Below are 25,474 nucleotides of genomic sequence, written 5' to 3'. Positions count from 1 at the left end.
ACTGGCGTTTTTTTGTCTAGACAAACAGAAAATTATCTCCCTTGATGAGAAGATGGAATTCCCTTTCAGTCCTGTTAAATCTAAACTATTTTGAGTATTTTTGTATCAACCCAAAAAAGCAATACCAGTGGATTTTATCAGAATTACGGAACAATCTTCTACGTATGATCATTTAGAGCAAATGTCCATTCAGGAGCTATTGACAAATATCAACAAAGAGGATCAACTAGTTCCACTGGCTGTGGAGAAGGTAATTCCTCAAATAGAAGTTGCGATTCAAAAAATTGTAGAGCAACTTAAAAAAGGAGGGCGTTTATTTTATATAGGCGCAGGAACTTCGGGTCGATTAGGTATTTTAGATGCATCGGAATGTCCACCTACTTATGGTGTCTCACCTGATTTAGTTATTGGATTAATTGCTGGTGGGGATCACGCTATTCGCCATGCAGTAGAAAATGCAGAAGATAACCCCAATCAAGGATGGATGGATTTACAAGCTTATCAAATCAACGATAACGATTTCGTCGTAGGAATCGCAGCATCAGGAACAACTCCTTATGTTATCAAAGCTTTAGAAGCTTGCCATGCCCATCAGATTCCGACTGCATGTATTACGTGTAACCCCAATAGTCCATTGAGTCAAGTAGCACAATTTCCTATCGAAGTCATTGTGGGTCCAGAATTTGTGACAGGTAGTTCACGTATGAAAGCTGGAACCGCTCAGAAATTGGTTCTCAATATGATCTCTACCTCTACCATGATTCAATTAGGACGGGTGAAAGGCAATCGCATGGTAGATATGAAAATGACCAATGCTAAATTAATTCAACGCGGTATTGCCATGTTACAGGAAGAACTACAAGTGAGTAAAGAAGAAGCTACTCAACTATTAAATCAATACAAAAGTGTCCGTTCGGCATTAGATCATTATAAATTATAAACAGTATGGAACCTCAAGGTACAAATCGAAAAGTATTACAAAAAGGAGTTAAATATCTTGCTATTACACTGCCTTTATTGTTTCTTGGCCCCATTGTAATTCACAGCTCGTTAAAAAACCAGGCTAATCCGTTTTTTATTCCAGTCTTTGGATTAGGATGTATCATTTGTTTATCTTCTATGTTTTTACTTTTTAAAGGTATTAACACCATTATGAAATCATTATTTGGGAAATAATTATTCTATGAAAACTAAACTATTCTATCTTTTACCCTGCTTTGCCCTGTTTGCTTCATGCTATCAACAAGAGCGCAATTGCGCAAACTTCCGAACAGGAAAATTTGAATTTGTTACCGAAATTGACGGTGTTGAAAAAAGATCTACTTTTATTCGTACAGCTGAATATGAAATAGAGGAATTTGAAGGGAGAGTTGACACCTCAAGTATTCGATGGATTAATGATTGTGAATTTATTTTACAAAAGAAAAATCCTAAAAACATGGCAGAGAAAAAAGCAGTGGGTATCAAAATTGTTACAACAGATGGAGATAGTTGTGTTTTTGAATATGGTTTAGTAGGTGACGCAAGAAAAGAACGCGGAAACCTTAAAAAAATTGGAGAACTATAATCCTATCTCTATATGGAAATTTTTTTAACTGCTGACGCTATCGTAGCGTTTATTACCTTAACCTTCTTAGAAATTGTTCTAGGAATTGACAACGTCATTTTTATTTCCATTGTAACGGGAAAACTCCCGGAAGAAAAAAGAAAAAAAGCGACTAAAATCGGTTTATTTTTAGCGATGTTTATGCGAATAGGTTTGCTATTTGCTATCACGTGGTTAATTAAAATGAAAGCGACACTCTTTAGTGTAGATTGGGGCTGGTTCAGTGCTCATTTTAATGGTCAAGCACTTATTTTATTAGCAGGAGGAATCTTTCTAATTTACAAGTCTACCAAGGAGATACATGAAAAAGTAGCTCACGTTCAGGTAGCAGAAGATATTAGTTCTACCCCCAATGCCAAACAAATTGCTACAAAATCATTTGGCAATATTCTCGTTCAAATCTTATTGATTGACTTGATTTTCTCCGTAGATAGTATTCTAACTGCCGTAGGAATGACCAATGGTATTGAAGGGGCTTTGTATATTATGATTGCAGCAGTTATTGTTTCTGTAGCAATTATGATGGCTTTTGCTGTTCCTGTTGGAACCTTTGTTAACAATAACCCTTCGATTCAGATTTTAGCTCTATCTTTCCTTATTCTAATTGGATTTATGCTTACCACAGAAAGTATGCATTTATCTGACGCAAAATTAGCTGGGCAAGATGTGGGAGCTGTTCCGAAAGGATATCTCTATTTTGCTATTGCCTTTTCACTTGTTGTGGAATTTATCAATATGCGCATCAGAAAAAGAGGAAATAAACAGTAGTGAAATATCAAATACTTATAAAAAAAGGTTCAATCTTATCGATGAGATTGAACCTTTTTTTAGGTTTAAATTTTACTCCTCTCCCCTCTCGTTTTTCTCCAAATAACGTTCCGTAACAAAATCAATATCTTTAATTGACTTTCTTGCCCAATCGATTCGTTTTGTCAATAATTCTTCTTCAGATAATTGCCATTGAATAGCTGATTCTCTTAATCGCGTAGATAAACTTTGAATGATAATAGCGGCAGACACAGAAATATTTAGACTTTCCGTAAAGCCCACCATCGGAATCGTAATATAGTCATCGGCTTGTTCAATAATCTCAGGCGATAATCCAGATTTTTCTGTACCAAAAAAAATAGCCACAGGTTCTGATAGATCAAATTTATCTAAACTTTGTGCAGTTCCATGGGGTGTAGTAGCCACTATTTTATATCCTTTTGCCTTGATTGCATCAATACTTCCTTGTACAGAATTATACCGATGAATATCCACCCATTTCTCTGCTCCAAGTGCAATTTGCTTATCAATTCGCTTTCCAAATTTTTGTTCAATTACATGTAGGCCTTGCACACCAAAAACCTCACAACTACGCATAACAGCACTCGTATTATGCAATTGATAAACATCTTCTGCTACAACCGTTATATGGTTGGTTCGATTCGCTAAAACTTCTTTGAATCGCTCTACTCGGTTCTCTGTCAAAAAAGTTTCTAAATAAGCTAAGTATTCAACGTCTTGAAATAGCTTGTTTGAAATATTCATTATATCTTTAGTTTTATTCAAAAATGCAAAGGTAAGAATATTATGGAAAAACGTTTAGTGGTGCTTTCAGGAGCGGGAATGAGTGCAGAAAGTGGAATCAAAACCTTTCGCGATGCTGATGGCTTATGGGAAGGTCACGATATTATGGAAGTTGCTTCTCCTATTGGTTGGGCAAAAAATAAAGCAATGGTTTTAAAGTTTTACAACGATAGACGTCGACAATTACTGACGTGTAAACCAAATGCAGCTCATTTTGCTATTGCGGAATTACAACAACATTTTAAAACTACTATAATCACTCAAAATGTCGATGATTTGCACGAACGTGCAGGAAGTAAAGATGTCATTCACTTACACGGTGAATTACTCAAAGTACGCAGTGAAGTAAATGAACAACTGGTATATCCTTGGACAACAGATTTAACAGCGTTGGATCACAATGAACACGGCCATGGTCTACGTCCGCATATTGTGTGGTTTGGAGAAATGGTTCCTGAACTAGAACGTGCGATTTCTTATGTAGAAGAAGCTGATGTAGTTTTGATTATTGGAACTTCCTTGCAAGTATATCCAGCAGCCTCCTTACTTGATTTCGCAAAACTGGATGCCTTGGTTTACTACATCGATGTACATCCTGCTTCTACCCAACACTTCCATCACAAGATTGAAGTCATTGCTGAAAAAGCATCTGTAGGAATGCAGCAGATTCACGAATCTTTAATTGAATTTAGCCAAATGATATAACAAAAGCGGTTGTAAACCGCTTTTCTATTTTATTCTTGCTCGAATCCTACTCAATGAAATGGGAGATATACCGATATACGAAGCAATTTGTTTCAATGGAACCCGCTGAAAGAGTGTTTTATCATATTTCATTAGCTGCAGATAACGATCTTCTGGCGTTAAAACTAACATATCAATCAATTGCTTTTGGGTTTTGATGGCATTGAGTTCTGTGAACTGTCGTGCCCAATTACATATTTCAATAGATTCATAAAAAAGCTGTTTCATAGCCACTAAATCAATCTGATAAAGAATTGTATCCTCTAGTAACTCAAAACGCTCATAACTTGGAGCTTGATAAAAATAGCCCAAAGAAGTACTTAAAATATCCTTTTCTCGAGCAAATTCAAACGTCATTTCTTTATCCTCAGTTGTAATAAAAATGCGTACAATTCCTTTTTTAATAAGATAGGCATGCTTAATACCTTCTTTATCCTCCAACAACCGATAGCCTTTAGGTAAAACTATAGGCGTAAGCGTCTGCTCAATTAAAGCTACACTATCATCACTTAGTTCTTCTTCTAAAGGTAAATCTGTTCTGTGAAAGGATATCATTTTATTTATATTCCATCACAACTTCTCGTTCTCCAGTTGATTTATCGAGTTTTTCTTCTACGACTTTGAATCCTTGTTTTTCATAAAAGGCAATAGAATTGATATTTTTCACATAAACTCCCAACTCAAGTATTGAATGTTTGTGCTTGATAAAGTGCATCAACTCCTTCCCTATTCCCTTTCCTTGTTCACTTGGAGCAACGAATATCGCTGCGATATAATTCTCTATCAAAGATACAAAACCCACAATATGATTTTCCTTTTCATAAACATAAGTTTCACTATTGGGAATATAAATCTGCGCCATATCAGCCTTTTTCTCATGCCAATAACTTGCCTCGATAAAATCATGAGCTATTACAGAAGCTTCATACCAAAGCTCAACTACTTCTTTGCTGTCCTCAGCTTTAAACAATCGTATCATTTCCTTTTTTTTACACCACAAAAGTAAACATGTCTAGGTAGCTTATACTTTACTTAAGTTAAGAAGTATTTTAACAATTTTGTTATTTGTTCTTTGCTCTTTGTTATTTGTTATTTGTGAAGTTGTCAAGAATATCCTCTCACCTCAACTCATCTCCACATCCTCTCACCTCACCTTCTAAACACCTCACCTTCTCATCCTCTCACCACCTCACCACCTCATCCTCTCACCATTCACATCTTCTATTAAGAGAGGTTTGCTTTTCGTGAGATTTGTACTTTGTAAGGTTCATCCTTCCCCTTAACTCTTAACCCTTAACTCTTAACCCAATCCACAAATAAAAAAAGGAAGCATTACACTTCCTTTTTTTATTAGTTCAAGACTTTTACGCCTTTTAGAAAAATCCATTTCACACAGATTTTATCTCCTTCATTCGTTTTAAAAACTTTAAATTGTGGAGCAAAAACGGTTGCTATAATAGCACTAACAATAGGTAGCCATATACCCGATAAATCGGTAAAATACATCAAACCTGTTCGTGCTAAAAGAAACAGTACGGCGAAGCTCACAAATTGAAACAGTATTGTTTTAGTTCCTACACTCATCGTTTTTTAATTTTGATCCATATATTTTCCTTTTTTACTTCCTTCATAGAGCTCGTATTTAGCTAAACGTGCCTCTAATTTACCATTAAATAATTTAATTTTTCTCGAAGGACGCAAACCAACATATTTTAAAGCTTCAATATTAGCAGTAATGAACCAAGCATCTGTTCCTGGGTATCCTTGTTTTAACGTATCTCCTATTTCGCGGTAAAAACGTTCTAGGTTAATATCTAAACGCTCTCCATATGGTGGATTAAACACCATATGCAAGGGTCCTTCTACCTCCTTTGAAGTTTCAAAAAAGTTTAAATTTTCTATCTTAATGTATTCTTCTAAATTCGCATTGCGAACGTTATCTTGTGCTTTCATTACGGCAGAAGGTGCTTTATCATACCCTTGAATGGTATAATGAAATTCACGTACGCGCTTAAGCAATGAATTTTGAATTACCTCAAATAAATCTGCATCCCAATCATTCCAACGTTCGAAAGCAAATTCTTTTCGATTGATATTCGCTGGAATATTACATGCAATCATGGCTGCTTCGATTAATAAAGTTCCTGATCCACACATCGGGTCCATAAAATGACTTCTTCCATCCCATCCTGATAACAACAACATACCTGCTGCTAATACTTCATTAATTGGCGCAATATTAGTTGCTGTTTTATATCCTCTTTGGTGTAAAGAAGCTCCAGAAGAATCTAATGAAACTGTACATAAATCACGCTGAATATGCACGTTAATACGCAAATCTGGAAAGTCTTTATCCACATTCGGACGTTTGTCAAATTTATCTCTAAACTGATCGACAATAGCATCTTTTGCTTTTAATGACACGAATAAACTGTTGTTAAACTGATCAGAGAACACGGTTGAATCAATCACAAAGGACTGATGGGCGCCGATGTATTTACTCCAATCAATACTTTGAATTCCTTTATAAAGATTACTTTCGTTATAAACAGCAAATTGTTTAATTGGAACTAAGATTTTCAAAGCGGTACGCAAAGCTAAGTTCGCTTTGTATAAAAATCCTTTATCTCCTTCGAAACTCACCATACGAGTTCCTTCCTTCACTTTCGTTGCTCCTAAAAGCTGTAGTTCTTTCGCTAAAACCTCTTCTAAACCGAAAAGTGTTTTAGCTACCATTTTAAAATTTTCCATTTTTTTATATCGCTATAAGGAATAATTGCATTCGTTATCCAAATGTGCAAAAATAAAGTAAATTTGCAAGCTAATAAAAGATTTAAATTAAAACTATGTCTGAACAGAAGAAAGCTTGGTATGCATCGTGGTTTGATACCCCTTATTATCACATTTTATATAAGGATAGAGATTATGATGAAGCACAACTTTTTATAGATAACCTTACCCATTATTTAAACTTATCCGAAAATTCTAAAGTGTTAGATTTGGCCTGTGGTAAAGGGCGTCATGCCATTTATCTAAATAGCCTTGGTTATGATGTGGTAGGTGCAGATTTATCTGCTAACAGTATTGAAGCAGCCAAAGTAGCGGAGAATGATACGCTTCATTTTGAGGTACACGATATGCGCGAACCTTTAGAAAAAAAATACGAAGCTATTTTTAACTTATTCACGAGTTTTGGTTATTTTAGTAATCCAGAAGATAACATCAAAGCATTAAAAGCCATGCACAATAGCTTATCCGATTATGGATTGGCAGTGATTGACTTCATGAATGTAAACAAAGTAATTGCTAATTTAGTTCCATCTGAGATTAAAATAGTTGAGGGTATTGAATTTCACATTGAACGCAAAGTAGAAAACGGGTATATCATCAAAGATATTCGCTTTCAAGCTGATGGAGAAGATCACGCCTATTCAGAACGTGTAAAAGCTTTTACCTTGGAAGACTTTGAGCAAATGATGAATGAAAATGAAATTTATTTACTTGATGTTTTTGGTGATTATAAATTAAGAAAATTCTATCCCAACGAATCTGATCGATTAATCATGATCTTTAAATAAGTCAATGGCGTATATCGTACCTTTACTAGCTGTAATTATTGGATATTTAATTGCACTACTCATTCAACCCAAAAACAAGAAACACATCAAATTATTGATGGCATTTAGTGGTTCTTTTTTATTAACGATAACAGTGACTCACTTGTTACCTGATGTTTATCAGGCAGCTATTGGTCATATCGTTATGGAAGGAGATCACGTACACAATCATGATCACAGTGGCGCAGGTAGAATAGGATTTTTCATCATGGCGGGTATTGTATTTCAGATTATCTTAGAATATTTTTCTAAGGGTGCTGAGCATGGACACGTTCATGGACATGAAAAATTAGAACGCATCCCTTGGTTGTTGTTTATCAGTTTGTGTATCCATGCCTTGTTTGAAGGAATGCCTATTAGTCAACACAGTGAGTTGGCCTTAGGAATTGGAATTCATCATCTCCCAATTGCCATTATTCTAACGGCTTTTTTCATCAATGCCCAAATGAATAAAAAAATGGTTTTTGTGTTTATGATGCTATTTTCCATTATGACACCTTTAGGTACTTTAATTTCAAGTAATGTTCCTATTTTGAGCACGTACTACGCAGAAATATCAGCCATTGTAGTTGGAATTTTATTCCACATCTCCTCTACGATTATTTTTGAAAGTAACGAAGACCACAAATTCAATATCAATAAATTAATAGCCATATTACTCGGTGTAGTTGCCGCTTATTTCATTTAAAGAATCAGAAGACAGCTTCTGATTCTTTAAATGAAATCATTTTATGCCTACTTATTTGCAAAACCAATCTTAAGAATATAAACCGTTTGGTTTGTTTTTAGTATTTTTGGTGCTATTACTATTAGCTAGACTTATTCCTTTATGAAAAAAATAATGGTTATCGCCTCTTTTCTATGCCTTGCTACTCTTGCATTTGTAGCTTGTGAGAAAGATGATATATGTGGCAAGGAAGAACCAACAACTCCTAACTATAAAATTCAATTCTTCAACTATGAAGATCAAGAAGTTGCCAAAAATGGCTTAGTTCAAGCTTATGCAATTGGTATTCCTGACACCATCCGCAGCACTGGGAATACCTTGTTATTACCCCTCCGTTTGGATCAACAAGAAACAGATTGGGTATTACAGATTCAAGAAATAAAAGGAAAAGAAACGCTGATTATTCGTGATACGCTTTCCTTAAAGTACAGAATAAATACGCGCTACTTGAATAAAGCATGTGGTTATATTTCTACTTTTTCGTTACTTCAAGATGGTACTTCTCCACTCTTAAATGGCCAAGCCAATGTAACAAAAGGAAATTGGATTAAACTCTATAGAACAGAAACGAACGAAATCGAAAACAATTTAGAAAATGAAAATGAAGCCCATTTTAAAGTATATTACTAGTGGTATAATTCTGTTGTTTTCAGTTGTAAGTTTAGCCCAAAAGAAAACGGAAGAAACCACCGAAAAAACGACGACACATATGGCACCTCAAGTGCCACCAAAATACCCTCAGCGTTACGGTTTACGCTTAGGTGCGGATTTGTTTAGAATCACTCGTTCTCTGTATGATAAAACGTACAATGGATTTGAAGTTGTAGGCGATTATCGATTGACGAAAAAGCTATTTGCTGTGGCTGAATTAGGTCATGACAAATTGAATAAAACGGAAAGCACCTATGGGTATACCACCAATGGTACTTACCTGCGCATTGGGGTTGATTACAACCTCCATGAGAACTGGTTGGATCGTGAGGATCAAATATATGTAGGAGGACGTTATGGTTTTTCTACTTTCTCTCAGACCTTAGATTGGTATAAACCTTATACAACCAATCCTTATTTTGAGAATCCTGCGATTCCAGTAAACAAAAAGTATAGTGGTTTATCTGCGCATTGGGTAGAATTTGTTGCAGGAGTGAAAACGAGAGTCTTCAATAATGTATTTATGGGATTCAGCCTTCGTTTGACAGGTTTACTCTCCCAAAAACAACCAGATGATTTTGAAAACCTCTATATTCCAGGATATAATAGAAAATACAGTGGAGCAATTGGGGTTGGTTTTAATTATACCGTTAGTTACTTCATCCCGCTATATAAATCAAATAAAAAGGCTTTTACTATTCCAGAGAAAGACACCAAATATGACTTAGAAGGAAATAAGATTGAATCAGACGATTTGAGAATGATTCATGAAAATAAACAAAAAGCTGCAGAAGAATTATAATGAAAAAGCCTTGTGAATTCACAAGGCTTTTTTTATGTTGTTTTTTGAATCAACGTTATAAAAAATCAAAGGGTGCAAACAACCTATGATCCTTTAGTATTGTAACTTTTTACTAATTGCTTCAAGAAAGCCCATTGTTTTAATGTTGTTTTAGCTTCTAAAGCAGGATATCCTAAAACGGTTTTACCTGCCTCTACGTCCCCTGTTACACCAGATCCTGCTCCCACTACAACACCATCTCCTAACGTAACGTGGTCTTTGATTGAAGCACTTCCTCCAATCACAACGAAATTACCCAAGGTTACAGACCCAGCTAATCCGCTATTACCTGCCATAATACAACATTTTCCAAGAACCGAATTATGTCCAATTTGAACTAAATTATCTATTTTACAACCATCGCCAATAATTGTAGCACTAAACTTACCGCGATCTACACAAGAATTCGCTCCAATCTCCACGTGATGACCAATCTCCACATGACCAATTTGAGGAATTTTAACCAACCCTTTTTCTGATGGACAAAAACCAAATCCATCTGCTCCTAATACAGCATTGGGATGAATAATACAATGATTCCCTATTTGAGTACGCTCACGAACTATAACTCCAGACCATAAGACCGTATGATCTCCAATAACGGAATGATCTAAAATAGTCACATTAGGATATACCACTACATTTTTTCCTATAATTACATGTTCTCCTATATAAGATCCTGCTCCAATTTGAGCACCTTCACCAATTTGCGCAGTAGCATCAACATTGGCTTTCGGATGAATTCCCTCTTTCACATGAGGTAATTTAGGAGCAAAAAAAGCAAGTAATTGAGACATTGCTAAATCAACATTATCAACTTTAATAAATGCTCGATCATCTCCAGGGACAATTGAGATATCGCGGTTAACAATAGCAATGCTCGCTTTAGAATTCGCCCATAGACGCTCATATTTTTTATTTCCAATAAAGGAAATTTGACCATCTTGTGCTTTGTCTAGCTGTTCTGCTGCATGAATTTTTTTTACTGTCGTTCCTATTATGCTTCCATTAAGAATATCATTTATTTCATTTAAGGAGTATGTCTTCATAATAACATTTAGTTTCTTGGTTTGTACCAAAGAAAACGAAAATTTATTAATCATATTGCAACGAAATGTTATTTTATTTTAAAAAAACACACAATAAAAGTATTTTAATTGAAAATTAAACAAAAACTAGACGTAATTTACCATAATAAAGACTCTATTTTATTAGAAATTAAAATTTTATATTCTGTTTTTTAATGAAAAAAATAAATTATTCATTTACTTTCTGTCTTTTTATTTTTTTTAATCTAAAAATAAATTCCCTAGTCAAAATCGGGAGTTATTTTCTGTCTTTTCTGTGTCTTCTCCTCAAAAAAGTAAAAATCCCACCTTTCATCCTCCTAATTTTCAATCCTTTTGTGTATCTTATACTACCACAAAAAACAACCAAACATGAAAAATTTATTTAAAAGCATTGGAAACTTCATTGCCAAAGAAGATTTTAATGCTTTACACGATTTACAAGTAGAAAAACCGATACATTTTAATTGGGTGACTGAAATATTTGAGGGGATTAACGTGAAAGAACATCCTGACAAAACTGCACTCTTATGGACTGATGGTACAAAAACGGAGCATTATACCTTTCAAACGCTTTACAACAGATACAATCAACTGTTAAATTTCCTCCGTCAAAAAGGAATTCAGCAACAAGATGTGATACTCACCCAAATGATGTTACAACGCATCAATTGGGTGACACATCTTGCAGCAATTAAAGGAGGGTATCGTTTATCACCTGCAGCAAGCATACTAGGGGTTAATGATTTAAAATATCGTTTTGAGAAAATCATGCCTAAAGTTATCCTGGCAGATGCCGATAATGTAGAAAAAATTGATGAAGCAGAAAAAGCAGCAAACCTCAGCATTCCGATTAAAATTATTATTGATGGGCATCGGGAGGGTTGGTATCCCTTATCCGTATTAGATGAACAAAATACCGAAGCGGAAGCAGCTCAAACCAAACCTGATGATAACCTCTTCTTGTTTTTCACCTCTGGGACTACAGGTATGCCAAAAATTGTCTGTCATACTCAATTGAGCTATCCAATCGGCAATCTAACTACTGCTGCTTGGATTGGACTGAAGAAAGAGGATATTCACTACAATATTTCCCAACCTGGATGGGCTAAATTTGCTTGGAGTAGTTTATTTGCTCCTTGGAATGTTGGCGCTACGATTTTTGCCTTTCATACCAAAGAACGCTTCAATGCAGCTAAAACACTTTCTTTAATTGAAAAACACAAAATCACTACGCTCTGTGCTCCTCCCACTGTACTGCGCTTCTTTATTCAAGAGAACTTAGCTGCTTATCAATTTAGCTTGCGTCAATGTGTAGCAGCAGGCGAACCTTTAAATCCAGAAATTATTGAAGAGTGGTATGAAGCAACAGGATTATATATTAGAGATGGATTTGGTCAAACGGAAAGTACGTGTATGGTTGCCAATTATCCTAATGCAAAACTGAAATATGGTTCCATGGGGAAACCTACGTTTCTATATGATATTATCATTGCTGATGATGAAGGACGAGAGCTCCCTATTAATGAGGAAGGAAATATCTGCGTCAAAACAGATACAACGAAGATCAACGGAATTTTTAAGGAATACATGTATGATAAAGAACGTCAAAAGCAGGTATTCAAAAATGGGGTTTATTTCACTGGGGATAAAGCCTATAAAGATGAAGATGGTTATATCTGGTTTATTGGTCGCGATGACGATGTGATTAAAGCATCCGATTACCGCATTGGGCCTTTTGAGGTAGAAAGTGTTTTGCTTGAACATCCAGCTGTAATCGAATCTGCTGTTGTAGCAAGTCCTCATGAAGTCAAGGGGTTTGAAGTCAAAGCCTTTGTTATCATCAAAGATATTCAACAAGCCAATGCAGCACTAGCGCAGGAGATATTTCAATTTTCCCGTCAACATCTCGCACCATACAAAATGCCGCGTAGAATAGAATTTGTAACTGAATTGCCTAAAACAATTAGCGGTAAAATTAAACGAGTAGAACTACGTGCTTTACAAGCCGAACGCATCGCCAAGAAAATCGCTGTGCCTTTGGAGTTTGTTTATTAAGTAGAGGAGAAATGAGTTAGGGGTTATGGGAAGTGAATTATGGGTTATGAGAAATGAGTTAGGGGTTATAAGCCCCCTTAACCCTTAACCCTTAACCCTCCCTATTTAAACTTGATATAAACTATTTTCATCAAAACTATCTCTTTCAATTTTATCGTAACTTTCTGCTTATAAACTATACGGTTATGCTATCAGAAAACTATGCATCTTTTGCACGAGAACTGGAGCTATTTCTCCCTACTCAGCAAATTATTACAGACCCTATTCAAACGATTGCTTACGGCACAGACGCGAGTTTTTATCGTTTAAATCCTCAAATAGTGGTAGAAGTAAAAGATGAAGCAGAAGCCATTCACGTAATTGCTTTAGCCCATCAACATCAATTACCTATCACCTATCGTGCTGCAGGAACGAGTTTATCTGGACAAGCCATAACAGATTCTATCCTATTGATAGCTACACATCATTGGAAGGGATATAACATTGAAGACAACGGTTTACGCGCCACTTTTCAACCGGGTATCATTGGAGGAAGGGCTAATATCCTACTTGCGCCTTATGGGCGTAAAATAGGTCCGGATCCTGGTTCACTCAATGCCGCCATGATTGGTGGAATTGCCGCGAATAATGCTAGTGGAATGTGTTGTGGAACCGCACAAAATTCCTACAACACCCTAGCTGACATCCGCCTTGTTTTTTATGACGGAACAATATTGGATACCGCCGATCCTAATAGTAAACAGGAATTTACAGCCAAACATCCAGAAATACTAGCTGAAATTCAAGCCATTCACAGCGAAATACAACAAGATTCAATCCTATACGAACGCATCAAACGCAAGTATAAAATTAAAAATACAACAGGTTACAGCTTAAATGCCTTTATTGATTATCAAGATCCATTTGATATTATCAAACACTTAATGATTGGTTCTGAAGGAACACTTGCCTTTATTTCTACTATTACGTATAACACGGTCATCAATTTCAAAAAAAAGGCCTGTACGTTGATGGTTTTTGATTCTATCACAACCGCTTGTCAAGCTGTACCCTTTTTAAAGAAGAGCCCTGTGGCTGCGGTAGAACTATTAGACCGAAACAGCATTCGCTCCATTGAAAATGAACCACAAGCTCCGGCATATTTTAAAACACTTCCTGCTACCGCTTGTTTATTACTCGTAGAAGTTCAAGCGAATAATCAGGAAGAATTAGAGCAAAAGCAAAACGAAGTCCAACAAGCCATGGCTTCTATTTCTACCTTAGCTCCTTTTGTATTTACCTCTGATCCTAAAGAATATGCCTTTAATTGGAAAGCTCGCAATGGTTTATTACCAACCACTGGAGCACTTCGAGCAACAGGAACAACTTGTATCATTGAAGATGTTGCTTTTCCGTTGGAGCATTTGGCTGAAGCCAGTATCGCGCTACAACAGCTCTTTGCCAAGTATCAATATGAAGATGCCGTTTTATTTGGCCATGCTCTAGAAGGTAATCTGCACTTGGTTTTTTCTCAAGATTTTAGTACAGCAGCCTCCATTCAACGCTATGCCAATCTAATGGACGAGCTCGCCCATTTAGTGGTACACCGATTTGATGGTTCACTGAAAGCAGAACATGGTACAGGTCGTAATATGGCACCTTTTGTAGAAAAAGAATGGGGAGCACAAGCGTATGCCTTGATGCTTCGCATTAAACATATCTTTGATCCTCACAAGGTCATCAATCCAGGAGTGATTATCAATGCCAATACAAATGTTCACTTAGAAAATCTAAAAGCTACACCAGCGACCCATCCTCTAGTGGATAAATGTATTGAATGTGGGTTTTGTGAATCACACTGTGTGTCAGAAGGGTTGACCTTATCGCCTCGTCAACGTATTGTCATCGGGAGAGAAATTGCACGTCTAGAACAAACGGGAGAAAATCCTTTTTTAGTAGAACAACTCCACAAGCAAGCGCAATACTTTGTAGATGATACGTGTGCCACCGATGGTTTATGCGCGATTGCTTGCCCGGTTAAGATTGACACAGGACAATATGTCAAAAGTTGGCGTTCGTCTCACCTAACGGCTAAAAATCACCAAGACGCCCTGTATTTTGTAGAACATCTAGACCGCGTTACTCAATTAGGACGTTACAGCTTAAAATTTGTTCGTTTCTTTCAAAATACCTTGGGCAATCGCAATATGTTGCGCTTATCCACTAAAATGAGAACTTGGAGTAATAATCGAATTCCGCAATGGAATCCAGCCATGCCAACTGGAACCCAAACAACAATAAAACCAACAGTTGAAACCAAACCAAACAAGCGAAAAGTAGTCTATTTTCCTTCTTGTATCAATCGAACGATGGGTAAATCAAAAGACTATGCCTCAGATGAATTAGATTTAAAAGATTTGACAGTTTTACTATTGGCACGCGCGGGTTATGAAGTCATTTATCCTGATAACATCGCCAATCTATGTTGTGGTATGCCTTTTAGCAGTAAAGGATTTCAAGAAGAAGGGCTACAAAAGTCCACAGCACTAGAAGCCGCATTGTTAGCCGCTTCTGAAAATGGCACCTATCCTATTTTATTCGATATGAGTCCGTGTCATTATACCTACCATGACCATCACGCAGCGGGAGCTTTTCAGTTTTACGATCCGATTGAATTCATGCTAGATTTTGTGCTTCCTGACTTGTCCATTACTCATCCGCGAGAAGAAATAACCCTCTTCCCAGTTTGTTCTGTTAAAAAATTAGGTTTAGAAGAAAAATTACTAGATATTGCTAAACAATGTGCTAAAAAAGTAAACTATATTGACAGTAACTGTTGTGGGTTTGCAGGTGATCGTGGATTTACCTTTCCTGAATTGAATCAACATGGAACTCGAACAATTGAGCAACAAATACCTTCCACTTGTTCAGACGGATTTTCTACCAGTCGAACTTGTGAAATTGGTTTAACAGCACATAGCCATCGAAGCTTCAAATCTATTTTTTATTTGATTGAAGAAGTAACGAGAAAATAGTGTGTTTTACTTTACTACATAAAATTGTTTACAAAAAAAGGCATCTAATCGATTTTAGATGCCTTTTTATTTATAACTCTATATCATAAAGTTTCATTTTATTGTATAATGTTTTTCTGTCAATCCCCAGCAATTGTGCCGCTTTCGTTTTATTAAACTTCACCTTTTCTAAGGCTGTACGTATGGCTTGTTCTTCATTGCGCGAAGAGAATAATTTTAAATCTCTTTCTTCTTCATTTGGAGTATCCGAAACAATGGGTTTAGGAGCGAACATTTCATCTGGTAATACCTCTTTTTCAATATAATCTCCTTTCGTTAATAAAACTGAACGTTTGATAATATTTTTCATTTCACGTAAATTTCCTGGCCAATCATAGGTCAAGAAAATACGTTCTACTTCACTAGAAAATCCTTTTACCCCCTTTTCTAACTCTTGGTTAGAATGTTTTAAAAAGTGCTTAGCGAATGAAAGTACATCACTTCCTCTATCTGTTAAGCGAGGAGCAACAATGCCAAATTCATTTAAACGATGATATAAATCTTCTCTGAATTCCCCTTCTCTTACTGCTTTAGGTAAATCTTCGTTTGTTGCAGCAATAACGCGAATATCTACATCAATTTCTGTACTACTACCAACAGGTTTTACTTTTCTCTCTTGTAAGGCACGCAAAAGCTGTATTTGCACCTCATAAGAAAGATTTCCGACCTCGTCTAAGAAAATAGTTCCTCCATTTGCTGCTTCAAAGTGTCCTATTTTATCTGTAACTGCCCCTGTAAAAGATCCTTTAATATGACCAAAGAACTCACTAGAAGCTAAATCTTTAGGAATTGCACCACAGTCTACAGCAATATATGGTTTTTTACTGCGCTTACTTAATAAGTGAATTGAATGCGCTATATTTTCTTTTCCTGTACCACTATCCCCAATAATCAAAACAGACATATTCGTTGGTGCTACCAATTCGATATATTCTTGTAATTGTGAAGATACTTTGCTATCTCCTTTTACATATTCTTCTGATGTAATTTCATCCGTAGATACGTCAATAGAAGTTGATTTTGATGTTTCGTGTTTTACCGCATCTTCTCCTTTGCTTTTCTTATCTAGCGCTTGTTTTATTGTTAAAACAATTTCATCTGGATTAATGGGTTTAGCTACATAATCAAAGGCACCTAATTTCATGGCATTCACAGCCGTTTTGATTTCAGTATACCCTGTCATTAAAATAACTTGGGAAGTGATACACTTTTCTTTGATGTATTTCAGCAGTTCTATTCCATCGCTATCTGGGAGTCTAACATCCGTTAATACAATATCGTAACAAGTATCATCTATTGCTTTCTTTGCATCCAAGGAATTAAAGGCGTTCATAACAACAAAACCTTTCTTAGTCAAAAAGGCTTTCAACATTTCGCAAAATGGTACATCATCGTCTATAACAAGAACTTTATGACTCATATTCTATCCGTCTTTATTTTAGGGCTAAAGACAAATTTAATATAATTATTTTGTAGAAACTAACATGTAGTAAAACTTTAACCTCCTATAAACAGTAAAAGGGAGCCTAAGCTCCCTATTTACCTGAAGATTTCTCTTCTTCACCTTACTAACGATCTAACCTATTACCTCGTTTGGTAATAAAATTTCTTTAAAACAAACACTTAATTTTCTTTTTCTAGCAATTAAAGTTGATTCCTCAACTTATTTGTTTTTTTGTATAACACCTTACGCTATAGTATATAGAAAAAAGCGTGCCAAAAATACAAATTTACTCTAAAATCAAATAATTCATTATCTATCAACTACTTAAGACAGTATTCTTTTTTTTATCCGTATGCCATTCCAGTAAAATCCCCATCACAAAGTGGGTAGATATTCCCCAAACACTAGAATGGATACCCAATTGCCAGGTTAAACATGAGGTTGTCTTTTCTCCATCTTCCACTTCCAAAATTAATATCTTTTACCACCCAACGTTCTCCTGGCTCATTATAAGGCACACGAAGCGGGAAGGCAAAATCAAAACGAACAACCAAAAATGTAATATCAAAGCGAAGCCCTGCTCCTGCACCTAAGGCTATTTCTTTATAGAAATCGCCCGATATCTTTCCTCCTGGTCTATCGGATACTTCATTGAGGTTCCAAATATTTCCACCATCAATAAACAAAGCTCCGTGAATGATACTCACTAATTTTTTACGATATTCTAAATTGAACTCCAACAACATATCTCCAGACTGATCTGGAATAAACTTAGCATCAAATGAACTAGGATCAAAACTTCCAGGCCCTAAGGTACGTGCTCTAAATGCACGTATACTATTTGATCCTCCCACATAAAACTGTTTGGTATAAGGTAAATTCTTAGAATTTCCGTAAGCATAACCAATTCCTGCATGGATGCGACTTACCAATTGAGAGGTTTTACTCAACCTTAAGTAATGTCTAAAATCATGTTCTGTTTTTACATATTGACTAAAGGGTACACCTAAGATTGATTTTTCTTTATCCTTATCCACATCCGCTCCCATGATTAATCCTGTAATATTACCAGAAAAATCCAATCCTCCGCGATAATAGATGGTATTTTTCTTGTATTGATTCATGGTATTGGTATACGTATAGGTATAAGTTGGTCCAAAAATCAATTGCTTATCCAACACCCTTTCTAGTGAAGGATTTCCTGCAGCTGTTTCTCGATATAAATCCGTTACATTTTGTGGAGTTACATAATTTACTTCTAACACATTAAAATGATGTTCTTTCCTTACATTTTCCTTCCACATATATCCCCACGAACCTTTGAAAGAAGTCAACGAATACAACTGACTGCGTTCTAAATACTCCCCTCCTATAGTTGCTTTGGTACGTGGAATGTATCCACTAGACGAATGAAAATTACCTGGAGCTATTAAACGAGGCCAAGTAAGGCTCGCTTCCAATCCAGCTTTATAGACATTATATCCTTTGTTTTTAGAAGACATCTGGAAATCAGCTCCTCCATAAGCCGATACAGAAAACAATTCTGCTCCTTTCAAGAAGTTTTTATGACTCCAGTTTACGTTTAGCTCCGCTCCACTATAGCTGGCTGAGTTTGTTTTTCCCAACAACTCTAATCGAATAGACTTCGGATTATCTGGCGTTAGAAAATAGTAAACATCTAATTTATTATTGACTGTATCTGCTAATTCAAACTGGTTTTTTACATATTTAAAAACCCCTAGGTTAACCAAGCGATTCAAGGATAAATTGTGGTCATTTCGATTATAGAGTTCGCCTTCTTCCAAATAAACCGTGCGATCATAGATACTCGGTTTAAATTTATTTTTAGGATCAATAATTTCAAATCCTTTATAGGTTTGAGCCGTTTTTATATCGCGTTTAATATCCGTATCAGCCAAAGAATAATCAGAGAAAATATAGACCTTATTAATGGTATATGCTTTCGTAGCCAATACAGGCGTATCTTCTTTTACTTTGACAAATAGATTAACTTTATGGTTTCCTACTGTACTATCGACTTGCACTAACAAGTTATTGGGACTAAAATAATAGTATCCCTTATTTTTCACATAATTATCAAATCGAACGCGTTCTTCTTTAATCTGTTCCAGATTATAGGGTCTGTCTTTTCTTAACCTGGTCCATCGATTTCCTGCATCGTAAATAGCTTGTTGTAACGGAGTTGAATCATTCAAAAACGTGACTTCATTAATTGTAAACTGCGTTCCTGGTACAATGGTATATTGAGCTGCTTTTTTCTTTTCACTTACTTTGAGTGTATCCGCCTTCACGCGAACATTAAAATACCCATCGTTTTCCATTCGATTGACCAAAATGGCACGATTGTGTTCCAAATCTACTTGACTGAAAAGCACGGGAGGCTCACCAAGAGAATTGCGCATCCAACGTCTAACCTTATTAGTTTTTGTCGGATTTCCACCTAAATTGTAAAAAAATAATTTGGGACGAAATCCTAAGAAAGAACTATTCGGTTCTGGGCGCAAGAGCGATTCCAGAGATTCTTCAATTTCTTTTTGCTTGGATTTCCCTAGTTCCGTTTCTTCTAATTCAACAATACCTTTGGTGTACAAGGCATCATCCTCTGGAATGTATTTCGTGGAACTACATGAGCTTATAAAGAATCCTGCAATTCCAGTTATGGTCAATAATAGGACACTATTCTTCTTTTTTAGCTTCATCTCTTATCTGTTTTTTCAATTGTCTTTTGTCTTTAGAGCGTTCAAACAATTCTCTAAAATGCTCATAACTCATGGTAATAATAAAACCTACTCCCGTTTCTATCACCTGTCCTTGCAGAGCTACTTCGTATTGGTTTTTGCGATAGACACGCATTAAATAACGGCCATCTTTAGATAAGGCATACTCTAGCTCAATATCTCCTGCTATATTTGCCGCTTGTTCATTTTGGCGTTGATTTCCTTCTACTTCAAAACTACTTCCAACGGTTACTTTCAAACGATCTGAAAACAAACGCTTCGAAACAGCAACATTTAAATCCGTTCTATTTTCTCTCGAACCAGATGAAAAATCTTCCGTTGATTCTAAATTAAAGTTTAACTCTACCCCTTGAATCAAGTTACTGGCAAGGTTATTCAATTGATCCGACAATAATCGGTTTACACTTTGACGTGCCATTGTTCCTGCACTTAATCCTCCCATGCTACTTTCAAAAGGATTATCCCCTATAAAATGATTCAATAATAACAAGGCAAATACTTGTTTATTCAATTCAGATTCATTGGCTCTAATCTGCTCTAATCTTGATTTTGTATTGGAAATCACATCTCCTGAAGCACTTGTAACCCCATCTTTCAGTCGAATGTCAAATGAAATTTCAGGTTTCAACAATTCACCTTTCATCATTAACAACGCTTGGAAAGGCAACTGTTGTTTATACATATTTTGTTGAGTTGGCGAAAGTGCTGCCAATTGATTTTGTAGTAAATCAATTGGAGCTGTTTTTGTTTCGTAAATAGCCGTTAAGTTAAGGATTGCATCCGTTGGATCTCCCGCAAAGGTAATGGAACTTCCTTTTTCAACTAGGAATTTACGCTTCAAGAAATTAAATGATAAATCATAAGATCCCTCTGAAAACTCATAACGTCCTGTCAAGGAAACTTTTCCTGATTGATCAATTCCACCAACAATATCTCCTTCTCCTTTCAGTACAATTTTATCTCCACTACTCTTATCCATAATCATGGTAAAAGTAGCTTCTTTATCTACAATGATGGATACCGAAACATCCAGTCCTTTCAAGGTGGATTGATTAAAATCATCTTGGTATTTCAACAGTTCTGCTTGTCGTAGACTCTCTTCATCAATAAACTCTACAATTCCCTCTCGATCTGCAATAGCTGGATCTTCCTGAGGCATAACCATAGTGAAATCGGTCTTTTTACCAATGCTAATTTGTCCCGTTACTTTAGGGGTATTTAAATCACCTCTAATTTTGAGATTAGAATCAAAAAGCAAGGTTCCATAGTACATATCATTATCTTTCACTGTTGAGTTGATTGCTTGGAAATCGACAGCTTTAATATCTAAATTAAATTTAAAATCGGTATAGGTTTGAGTAAGGATTTGTCCATCAATAACAAGTAAATTACCCCCTGAATCTGTTACACTGAATTTATCCAATTCAATACCTCGCGCTGTAAATGCTATTTTTTCATTGATATCTTTAAAATCTGCATTAATTGGATTGACATGGAAACCAATGGAGTTGAAATCGAGTCCACCTAAAATCGTTGGCTTATCATATTTTCCACCTAGCGCTATTTGTCCAGACAAATACCCTTGCGCATTACTCAAGTTCCCCATACTGAAATGCTCTAGCGCCTCCAATTGGAATTTATCTATTGCTAATTTTAAATCTAAACTTTGTTGGTCTACATCTGTTACACCAAATAATCTGATTTTATTTTCTTTTCCTTCTAAAACAATATTAGCAGCATACTGACTCAAGGATTGGTTAGATACCCCAATATGCAGATTCCCTAATCCAATTTCATATACCGCTAAATCTGTAATATCGATATCAGAAACAAATCGAAAATCGGATGTTAAATCTTTGAGGTGAATTTCGCCATTGATTGTACCCCCAGCTAATAACTTATCCTTCTGAATCATCTTCGTTATCGCTTCAATACTAAAATTCTCAAAATTCACGGCCAATGGGCTATTCATTTTTTCTTCTTCTGAAGCCAAGCGAATGAGGCTTTTTTGGTAGCCTAATTCGAAATCCCTCGCATAAAACCCTTTATCTCCAAATACAATACGATTCGCAGGGTTAACCGTCCAAGGCGTATAATCTAGAATAAAACTCCCTTCTTTCATGTGCAACTGTTGCTGCGTTTCCTCCGCAAGTAGCTCTGCACCAATCAGGTAGCAAGTCTTATCTTCTTTATCTAATAGTTTAAAATTAAAATCAAGCAAATTATCCTTAGCAAATCCATCTAAAACCATACGTCTAATACTAAAAGAAGCATTAGAAATACTCTTAATCGCCAATTTATATTCCAAAGCAGAAGCATTTGGATGCACATCCAAGGTAATAGCCTCCACGGTTATATCTCCATATTCTACCGCTGGAATTTCTCCTTTCAACGTCAAATAATCGTCCTTTTGTCTGTAGACTCCTCCCAACACAATAGGCTGTATTTCCTTTAACTCAGGTACTATTTTTTGAAAAATAGGATCATTTTTAACACGCAACTGATAAGTGAAATATTGCTGTTTTACTGGCGCTTTTTCCGTTGCTTTTTGTATTTCTTTTTCTTTGGATTTAACTTCTTCTTTTTTATCCGTTGGACTAATCTTGTAGTACTTGTTTATGGTCTGCGTAATTGCATCTCCCAATTGCGTCAAGAGATAATCCCCTTCCATGTCGAAATCCACTACTTGAGAAGTTAGGTTCATCTTGCGATGAGAAGCTTCTGCTTCTGCTGTGAATTGAATCGGTTGCAATCTAAATGATCGACTTAAGGCATTGAAGCTTAAGTCGCTAATTGTTGCACTTCCCACCAAACTATCTGGTAAGATATTAGGCATAGCCACTTCCACACGACCTGAAACTGTAGAGGGTTCTTGATTCAAATGAAGTTGATACAAATCAATCTTCTTTAAATCAGCTAGTAACTCTAAACTTAACGCTTGATTAGTCCATGTTCCTGTAGCTTCTAAATCAAAATCAAGATTTGGGTCAGCATTATGTGTTGTTACTGCATATTGCCCATTAGACAGCGCTCCATCCAATTGAATATCCTTATAAGTATACCCGTTGTACTCCGCTTGGTCTAATTTTATAAATGCTTTTGCTTGCGCCTTTGATGGTTCAAAACTCACTCCATCTATTTTCGCTTGCATACTTAAACTACCAATCGAATCATTTTTAATTAAACGACCTACATTCAGTTTATCTACTGCTATATTAGCTTGATATTTTTCTTTATTCTTTACACGTTGATCAAAAGAACCATCAAAATCAATAGATCCTAAACTCGTTTTTAATTTAAACGTACTCGCTATGTCTTGTTGTGTTCCTTTTGCTTTTCCGGTAAAACTAATTAAAGCTGGGATTTCGATATTATCTGGTACTGTTTTTGGAGGAGCGATGAGTTTGATATCCTTCGCAGATGTTTGAAAATCTTTAATTGTCACATCAATATAGGCTTTTGCAACATCTGGTAAATTTCGAACTTTCCCTTCTGCATTTAAAAAGGTAGACCCTAACATATTGACGTATAACTTCTCAATATTCAAGTCATTAACTAATCCCTTAGCAATTAATTCTACTTTAATTTTCTCTTGGTTTAATTTTGTTAATCCATTCGCTTTAAAAACATCAGGCAGAAGTAGATAAGCATCCTTCAATCCCAAATGTGAATTTGAAATAACCACATCAGTTGATAGTTGCCCTAATTCATCTTGTAATTTATCTAGGCTATTGTAATTGAATACCGCAGTTGTATGAAACTGAGTATTGGGTGTTTCTATACTAAGGTTTTTTACAAAAGACGCTTGTTGGCCATATTGAAAATAAGCTTTTATATTGTCTACTGTAAATCCACTTTGTTCTTTAAAAGAAAATTGCTGTAAGTTTCCGTTCAAACCTGCATCGGTATATTGAAAATCTTTTAAACTAAAGTTTAACGATTGAATTCCGATATGATTGGCATCTATCCCTTCTGGCGTTCGCTTGTGATTATCGTCATCATATTTCGCATTAAAATCTTTGATGCCTAAATTTCTAATTGCTAGATTCCACACTAGTTTCGCAGGTGCATCTGTAGTCAAAGTATCACTAGTAACAGCAGGTGTTGAAGTAGTTTCAGGTACTACTTTACGCGGCAAAAATCGAACATTCGCTACTGTTTTATTCCATGTAATATCCTCAATGTCTATCTGTTGCTTTTCTAAATTTAATTTATTTAAAGCCACCTTGAACTCATCCAAGGATAAAAAAGCTTGAATATAATCTTCTACACTTTGGTAATCAATTTTGGTTTTCGTCAATTCGACAACCCCAATAGTAAGATCAATTGGTTTTGATGGCGTTGTTTCCCCTTTCTCAGGTTCTTCCTTGGGTTCTTGTACTTGTGGCATTTCTCGTTCACCAAAGGGCTTGTCTTGGCGGTATACCAAATCTAATCCATCTGAAGAAATGACGGGTAGGGCAAATCGCATCTGATCTAAATCAAAATCTCTAAATCGAGTAACAAATTGGTTGAGTTTAAAATCAACATGATGTCCATCATATTCATCATCAAATTTAAGTGCAATTGAACTAAGATTGATTTGACCTACGGAAATAGCCATGGTAGAAGGCGTATCTTCTTTTTCATCTTCTGAAGCAAACGCCTCTATAATATAATCAAAGTTAAAACGCTGTAAAGTATCTCTTTGAATAGTAGCTCTTACTCCATCCAAATCAATGGCATTGATATTGACTTGATTATTCAATAATCCCCATAAACCAATATCTACACCTAAATGATTAACATAAACTAAAGTATCTTTTTCTTGAGATTCTAGATATAGTCCTTTGACTACTATTTTTTTCGGGAATGAAATGGCAATCCGATCCAACTGAACAGGGGTACCAATTTTATTTTCAACAAACGATATCGCTTTATCCTTTATTGCATTTTGAATAGAAGGTATTTGCACTAATACAATTAAAAGTATCAGTAAAACGAGGATTGAAAACACAATCCAACCCACTATTTTACCTATTTTAACAAGTAGTTTCTTCAAAGTCTTTTATTTTTACTCAAAAATAACAAAAACATCCTGCATATCAGGATACAAATAACTAATATTTCACAAATAGTATTCTTTTTAGTGCTTATTATAGTGAAAAAATTAAATTATTTTCTCTTTTAAAAAATTCAGGCTCAAGGAATTGTTTTTTTTCATGTTGATTAAAAGACGTCCACTATCTTTTTTTTAAAAAATAAATCACCTTCCTCCCCTTTTATTCTTCTTTTTGTCCCTTTTACAGCATAAAAAAAGATACCAAATAGGGAAATAATTAGTGAGAAAACGAAA

General features: G+C 35.6%; 20 protein-coding genes. 11 read left to right on the top strand and 9 right to left on the bottom strand.

What is annotated here, in order from left to right; all coding sequences use genetic code 11:
* Positions 1 to 127: 127 nt before the first annotated feature.
* Genes murQ through AWV75_RS04780 form a run of 4 tightly spaced genes read left to right on the top strand, consistent with a single transcriptional unit; the run spans position 128 to position 2,374 of the window.
* Positions 128 to 940, top strand: a complete 813-nt coding sequence (gene murQ, locus AWV75_RS04795; RefSeq protein ID WP_060873488.1) for an N-acetylmuramic acid 6-phosphate etherase — start codon at positions 128 to 130, stop codon at positions 938 to 940.
* Between the two features lie 5 nt (positions 941 to 945).
* Positions 946 to 1,176 (top strand): DUF6095 family protein, encoded by a 231-nt coding sequence (locus AWV75_RS04790; RefSeq protein ID WP_060873297.1) that lies wholly within the window; start codon positions 946 to 948, stop codon positions 1,174 to 1,176.
* 7 nt (positions 1,177 to 1,183) lie between these two features.
* A complete protein-coding gene (locus tag AWV75_RS04785) occupies positions 1,184 to 1,567 on the top strand; it encodes a hypothetical protein (RefSeq protein WP_002985915.1) in 384 nt (127 codons plus the stop codon).
* Between the two features lie 12 nt (positions 1,568 to 1,579).
* A complete protein-coding gene (locus tag AWV75_RS04780) occupies positions 1,580 to 2,374 on the top strand; it encodes a TerC family protein (protein ID WP_060873296.1) in 795 nt (264 codons plus the stop codon).
* Positions 2,375 to 2,446: 72 nt separating this feature from the next.
* Here AWV75_RS04780 and AWV75_RS04775 read toward each other — a convergent pair whose 3' ends face one another.
* Complete coding sequence (locus AWV75_RS04775) at positions 2,447 to 3,139, bottom strand: TrmH family RNA methyltransferase (RefSeq protein ID WP_060873295.1); 693 nt, start codon at positions 3,137 to 3,139, stop codon at positions 2,447 to 2,449.
* A 42-nt stretch (positions 3,140 to 3,181) separates the two neighbouring features.
* Here AWV75_RS04775 and AWV75_RS04770 point away from each other — a divergent pair, with 42 nt between their 5' ends.
* Positions 3,182 to 3,883: an SIR2 family NAD-dependent protein deacylase gene (locus tag AWV75_RS04770; RefSeq protein ID WP_060873294.1), complete on the top strand. Its 702-nt coding sequence runs from the start codon at positions 3,182 to 3,184 to the stop codon at positions 3,881 to 3,883.
* A 24-nt stretch (positions 3,884 to 3,907) separates the two neighbouring features.
* Here the strand turns inward: AWV75_RS04770 and AWV75_RS04765 are convergent, their stop codons facing one another.
* The 4 genes from AWV75_RS04765 to AWV75_RS04750 form a co-directional block, all read right to left on the bottom strand.
* Entirely contained in the window at positions 3,908 to 4,477 is a 570-nt protein-coding gene (locus tag AWV75_RS04765; RefSeq protein ID WP_060873293.1) for a Crp/Fnr family transcriptional regulator, read from the bottom strand.
* A 1-nt stretch (position 4,478) separates the two neighbouring features.
* Positions 4,479 to 4,901 (bottom strand): N-acetyltransferase, encoded by a 423-nt coding sequence (locus AWV75_RS04760; protein ID WP_060873292.1) that lies wholly within the window; start codon positions 4,899 to 4,901, stop codon positions 4,479 to 4,481.
* Between the two features lie 371 nt (positions 4,902 to 5,272).
* On the bottom strand, positions 5,273 to 5,506 hold the full coding sequence (locus AWV75_RS04755) for a hypothetical protein (protein WP_060873291.1): 234 nt from the start codon (positions 5,504 to 5,506) through the stop codon (positions 5,273 to 5,275).
* Positions 5,507 to 5,512: 6 nt separating this feature from the next.
* Complete coding sequence (locus tag AWV75_RS04750; RefSeq protein ID WP_060873290.1) at positions 5,513 to 6,673, bottom strand: THUMP domain-containing class I SAM-dependent RNA methyltransferase; 1,161 nt, start codon at positions 6,671 to 6,673, stop codon at positions 5,513 to 5,515.
* A gap of 95 nt (positions 6,674 to 6,768) precedes the next feature.
* On the opposite strand from AWV75_RS04750, the gene AWV75_RS04745 reads away from it, so the two are divergent.
* The 4 genes from AWV75_RS04745 to AWV75_RS04730 all read left to right on the top strand — a co-directional run bounded on the left by AWV75_RS04745 (position 6,769) and on the right by AWV75_RS04730 (position 9,719).
* Entirely contained in the window at positions 6,769 to 7,500 is a 732-nt protein-coding gene (locus tag AWV75_RS04745; protein WP_060873289.1) for a class I SAM-dependent DNA methyltransferase, read from the top strand.
* Between the two features lie 4 nt (positions 7,501 to 7,504).
* Entirely contained in the window at positions 7,505 to 8,227 is a 723-nt protein-coding gene (locus AWV75_RS04740; RefSeq protein WP_060873288.1) for a ZIP family metal transporter, read from the top strand.
* 141 nt (positions 8,228 to 8,368) lie between these two features.
* Positions 8,369 to 8,896, top strand: coding sequence for a DUF6452 family protein (locus tag AWV75_RS04735; protein ID WP_231738003.1), 528 nt, complete (start codon positions 8,369 to 8,371; stop codon positions 8,894 to 8,896).
* On the top strand, positions 8,862 to 9,719 hold the full coding sequence (locus AWV75_RS04730; protein ID WP_060873287.1) for a DUF6048 family protein: 858 nt from the start codon (positions 8,862 to 8,864) through the stop codon (positions 9,717 to 9,719). The genes AWV75_RS04735 and AWV75_RS04730 overlap by 35 nt, the downstream gene beginning before the upstream one ends.
* An 83-nt stretch (positions 9,720 to 9,802) precedes the next feature.
* Here AWV75_RS04730 and lpxD read toward each other — a convergent pair whose 3' ends face one another.
* On the bottom strand, positions 9,803 to 10,807 hold the full coding sequence (lpxD, locus tag AWV75_RS04725) for a UDP-3-O-(3-hydroxymyristoyl)glucosamine N-acyltransferase (RefSeq protein ID WP_197429550.1): 1,005 nt from the start codon (positions 10,805 to 10,807) through the stop codon (positions 9,803 to 9,805).
* A gap of 390 nt (positions 10,808 to 11,197) precedes the next feature.
* Here lpxD and AWV75_RS04715 point away from each other — a divergent pair, with 390 nt between their 5' ends.
* Together AWV75_RS04715 and AWV75_RS04710 are read left to right on the top strand one after the other, a co-directional pair.
* Positions 11,198 to 12,883, top strand: coding sequence for an acyl-CoA synthetase (locus AWV75_RS04715; protein ID WP_060873284.1), 1,686 nt, complete (start codon positions 11,198 to 11,200; stop codon positions 12,881 to 12,883).
* Positions 12,884 to 13,068: 185 nt separating this feature from the next.
* Positions 13,069 to 15,897: an FAD-binding and (Fe-S)-binding domain-containing protein gene (locus AWV75_RS04710; RefSeq protein WP_060873283.1), complete on the top strand. Its 2,829-nt coding sequence runs from the start codon at positions 13,069 to 13,071 to the stop codon at positions 15,895 to 15,897.
* Positions 15,898 to 15,967: 70 nt separating this feature from the next.
* Here the strand turns inward: AWV75_RS04710 and AWV75_RS04705 are convergent, their stop codons facing one another.
* The 3 genes from AWV75_RS04705 to AWV75_RS04695 all read right to left on the bottom strand — a co-directional run bounded on the left by AWV75_RS04705 (position 15,968) and on the right by AWV75_RS04695 (position 25,180).
* Positions 15,968 to 17,356 (bottom strand): sigma-54-dependent transcriptional regulator, encoded by a 1,389-nt coding sequence (locus AWV75_RS04705; RefSeq protein WP_060873282.1) that lies wholly within the window; start codon positions 17,354 to 17,356, stop codon positions 15,968 to 15,970.
* A gap of 428 nt (positions 17,357 to 17,784) precedes the next feature.
* Positions 17,785 to 20,100 carry a translocation and assembly module lipoprotein TamL gene (tamL, locus tag AWV75_RS04700; protein ID WP_060873281.1) on the bottom strand — a complete coding sequence of 772 codons (2,316 nt, stop codon included), beginning with the start codon at positions 20,098 to 20,100 and terminating at the stop codon, positions 17,785 to 17,787.
* Positions 20,078 to 25,180, bottom strand: coding sequence for a translocation/assembly module TamB domain-containing protein (locus AWV75_RS04695; RefSeq protein WP_060873280.1), 5,103 nt, complete (start codon positions 25,178 to 25,180; stop codon positions 20,078 to 20,080). Before AWV75_RS04695 ends, tamL begins: the two co-directional genes overlap by 23 nt.
* Positions 25,181 to 25,474: the final 294 nt, after the last annotated feature.

It is taken from the genome of Myroides odoratus (assembly GCF_001549985.1).
GTDB classification, from domain to species: Bacteria; Bacteroidota; Bacteroidia; order Flavobacteriales; family Flavobacteriaceae; genus Flavobacterium; species Flavobacterium odoratum_A.
This window is presented reverse-complemented; position numbering and strand designations above follow the sequence as displayed.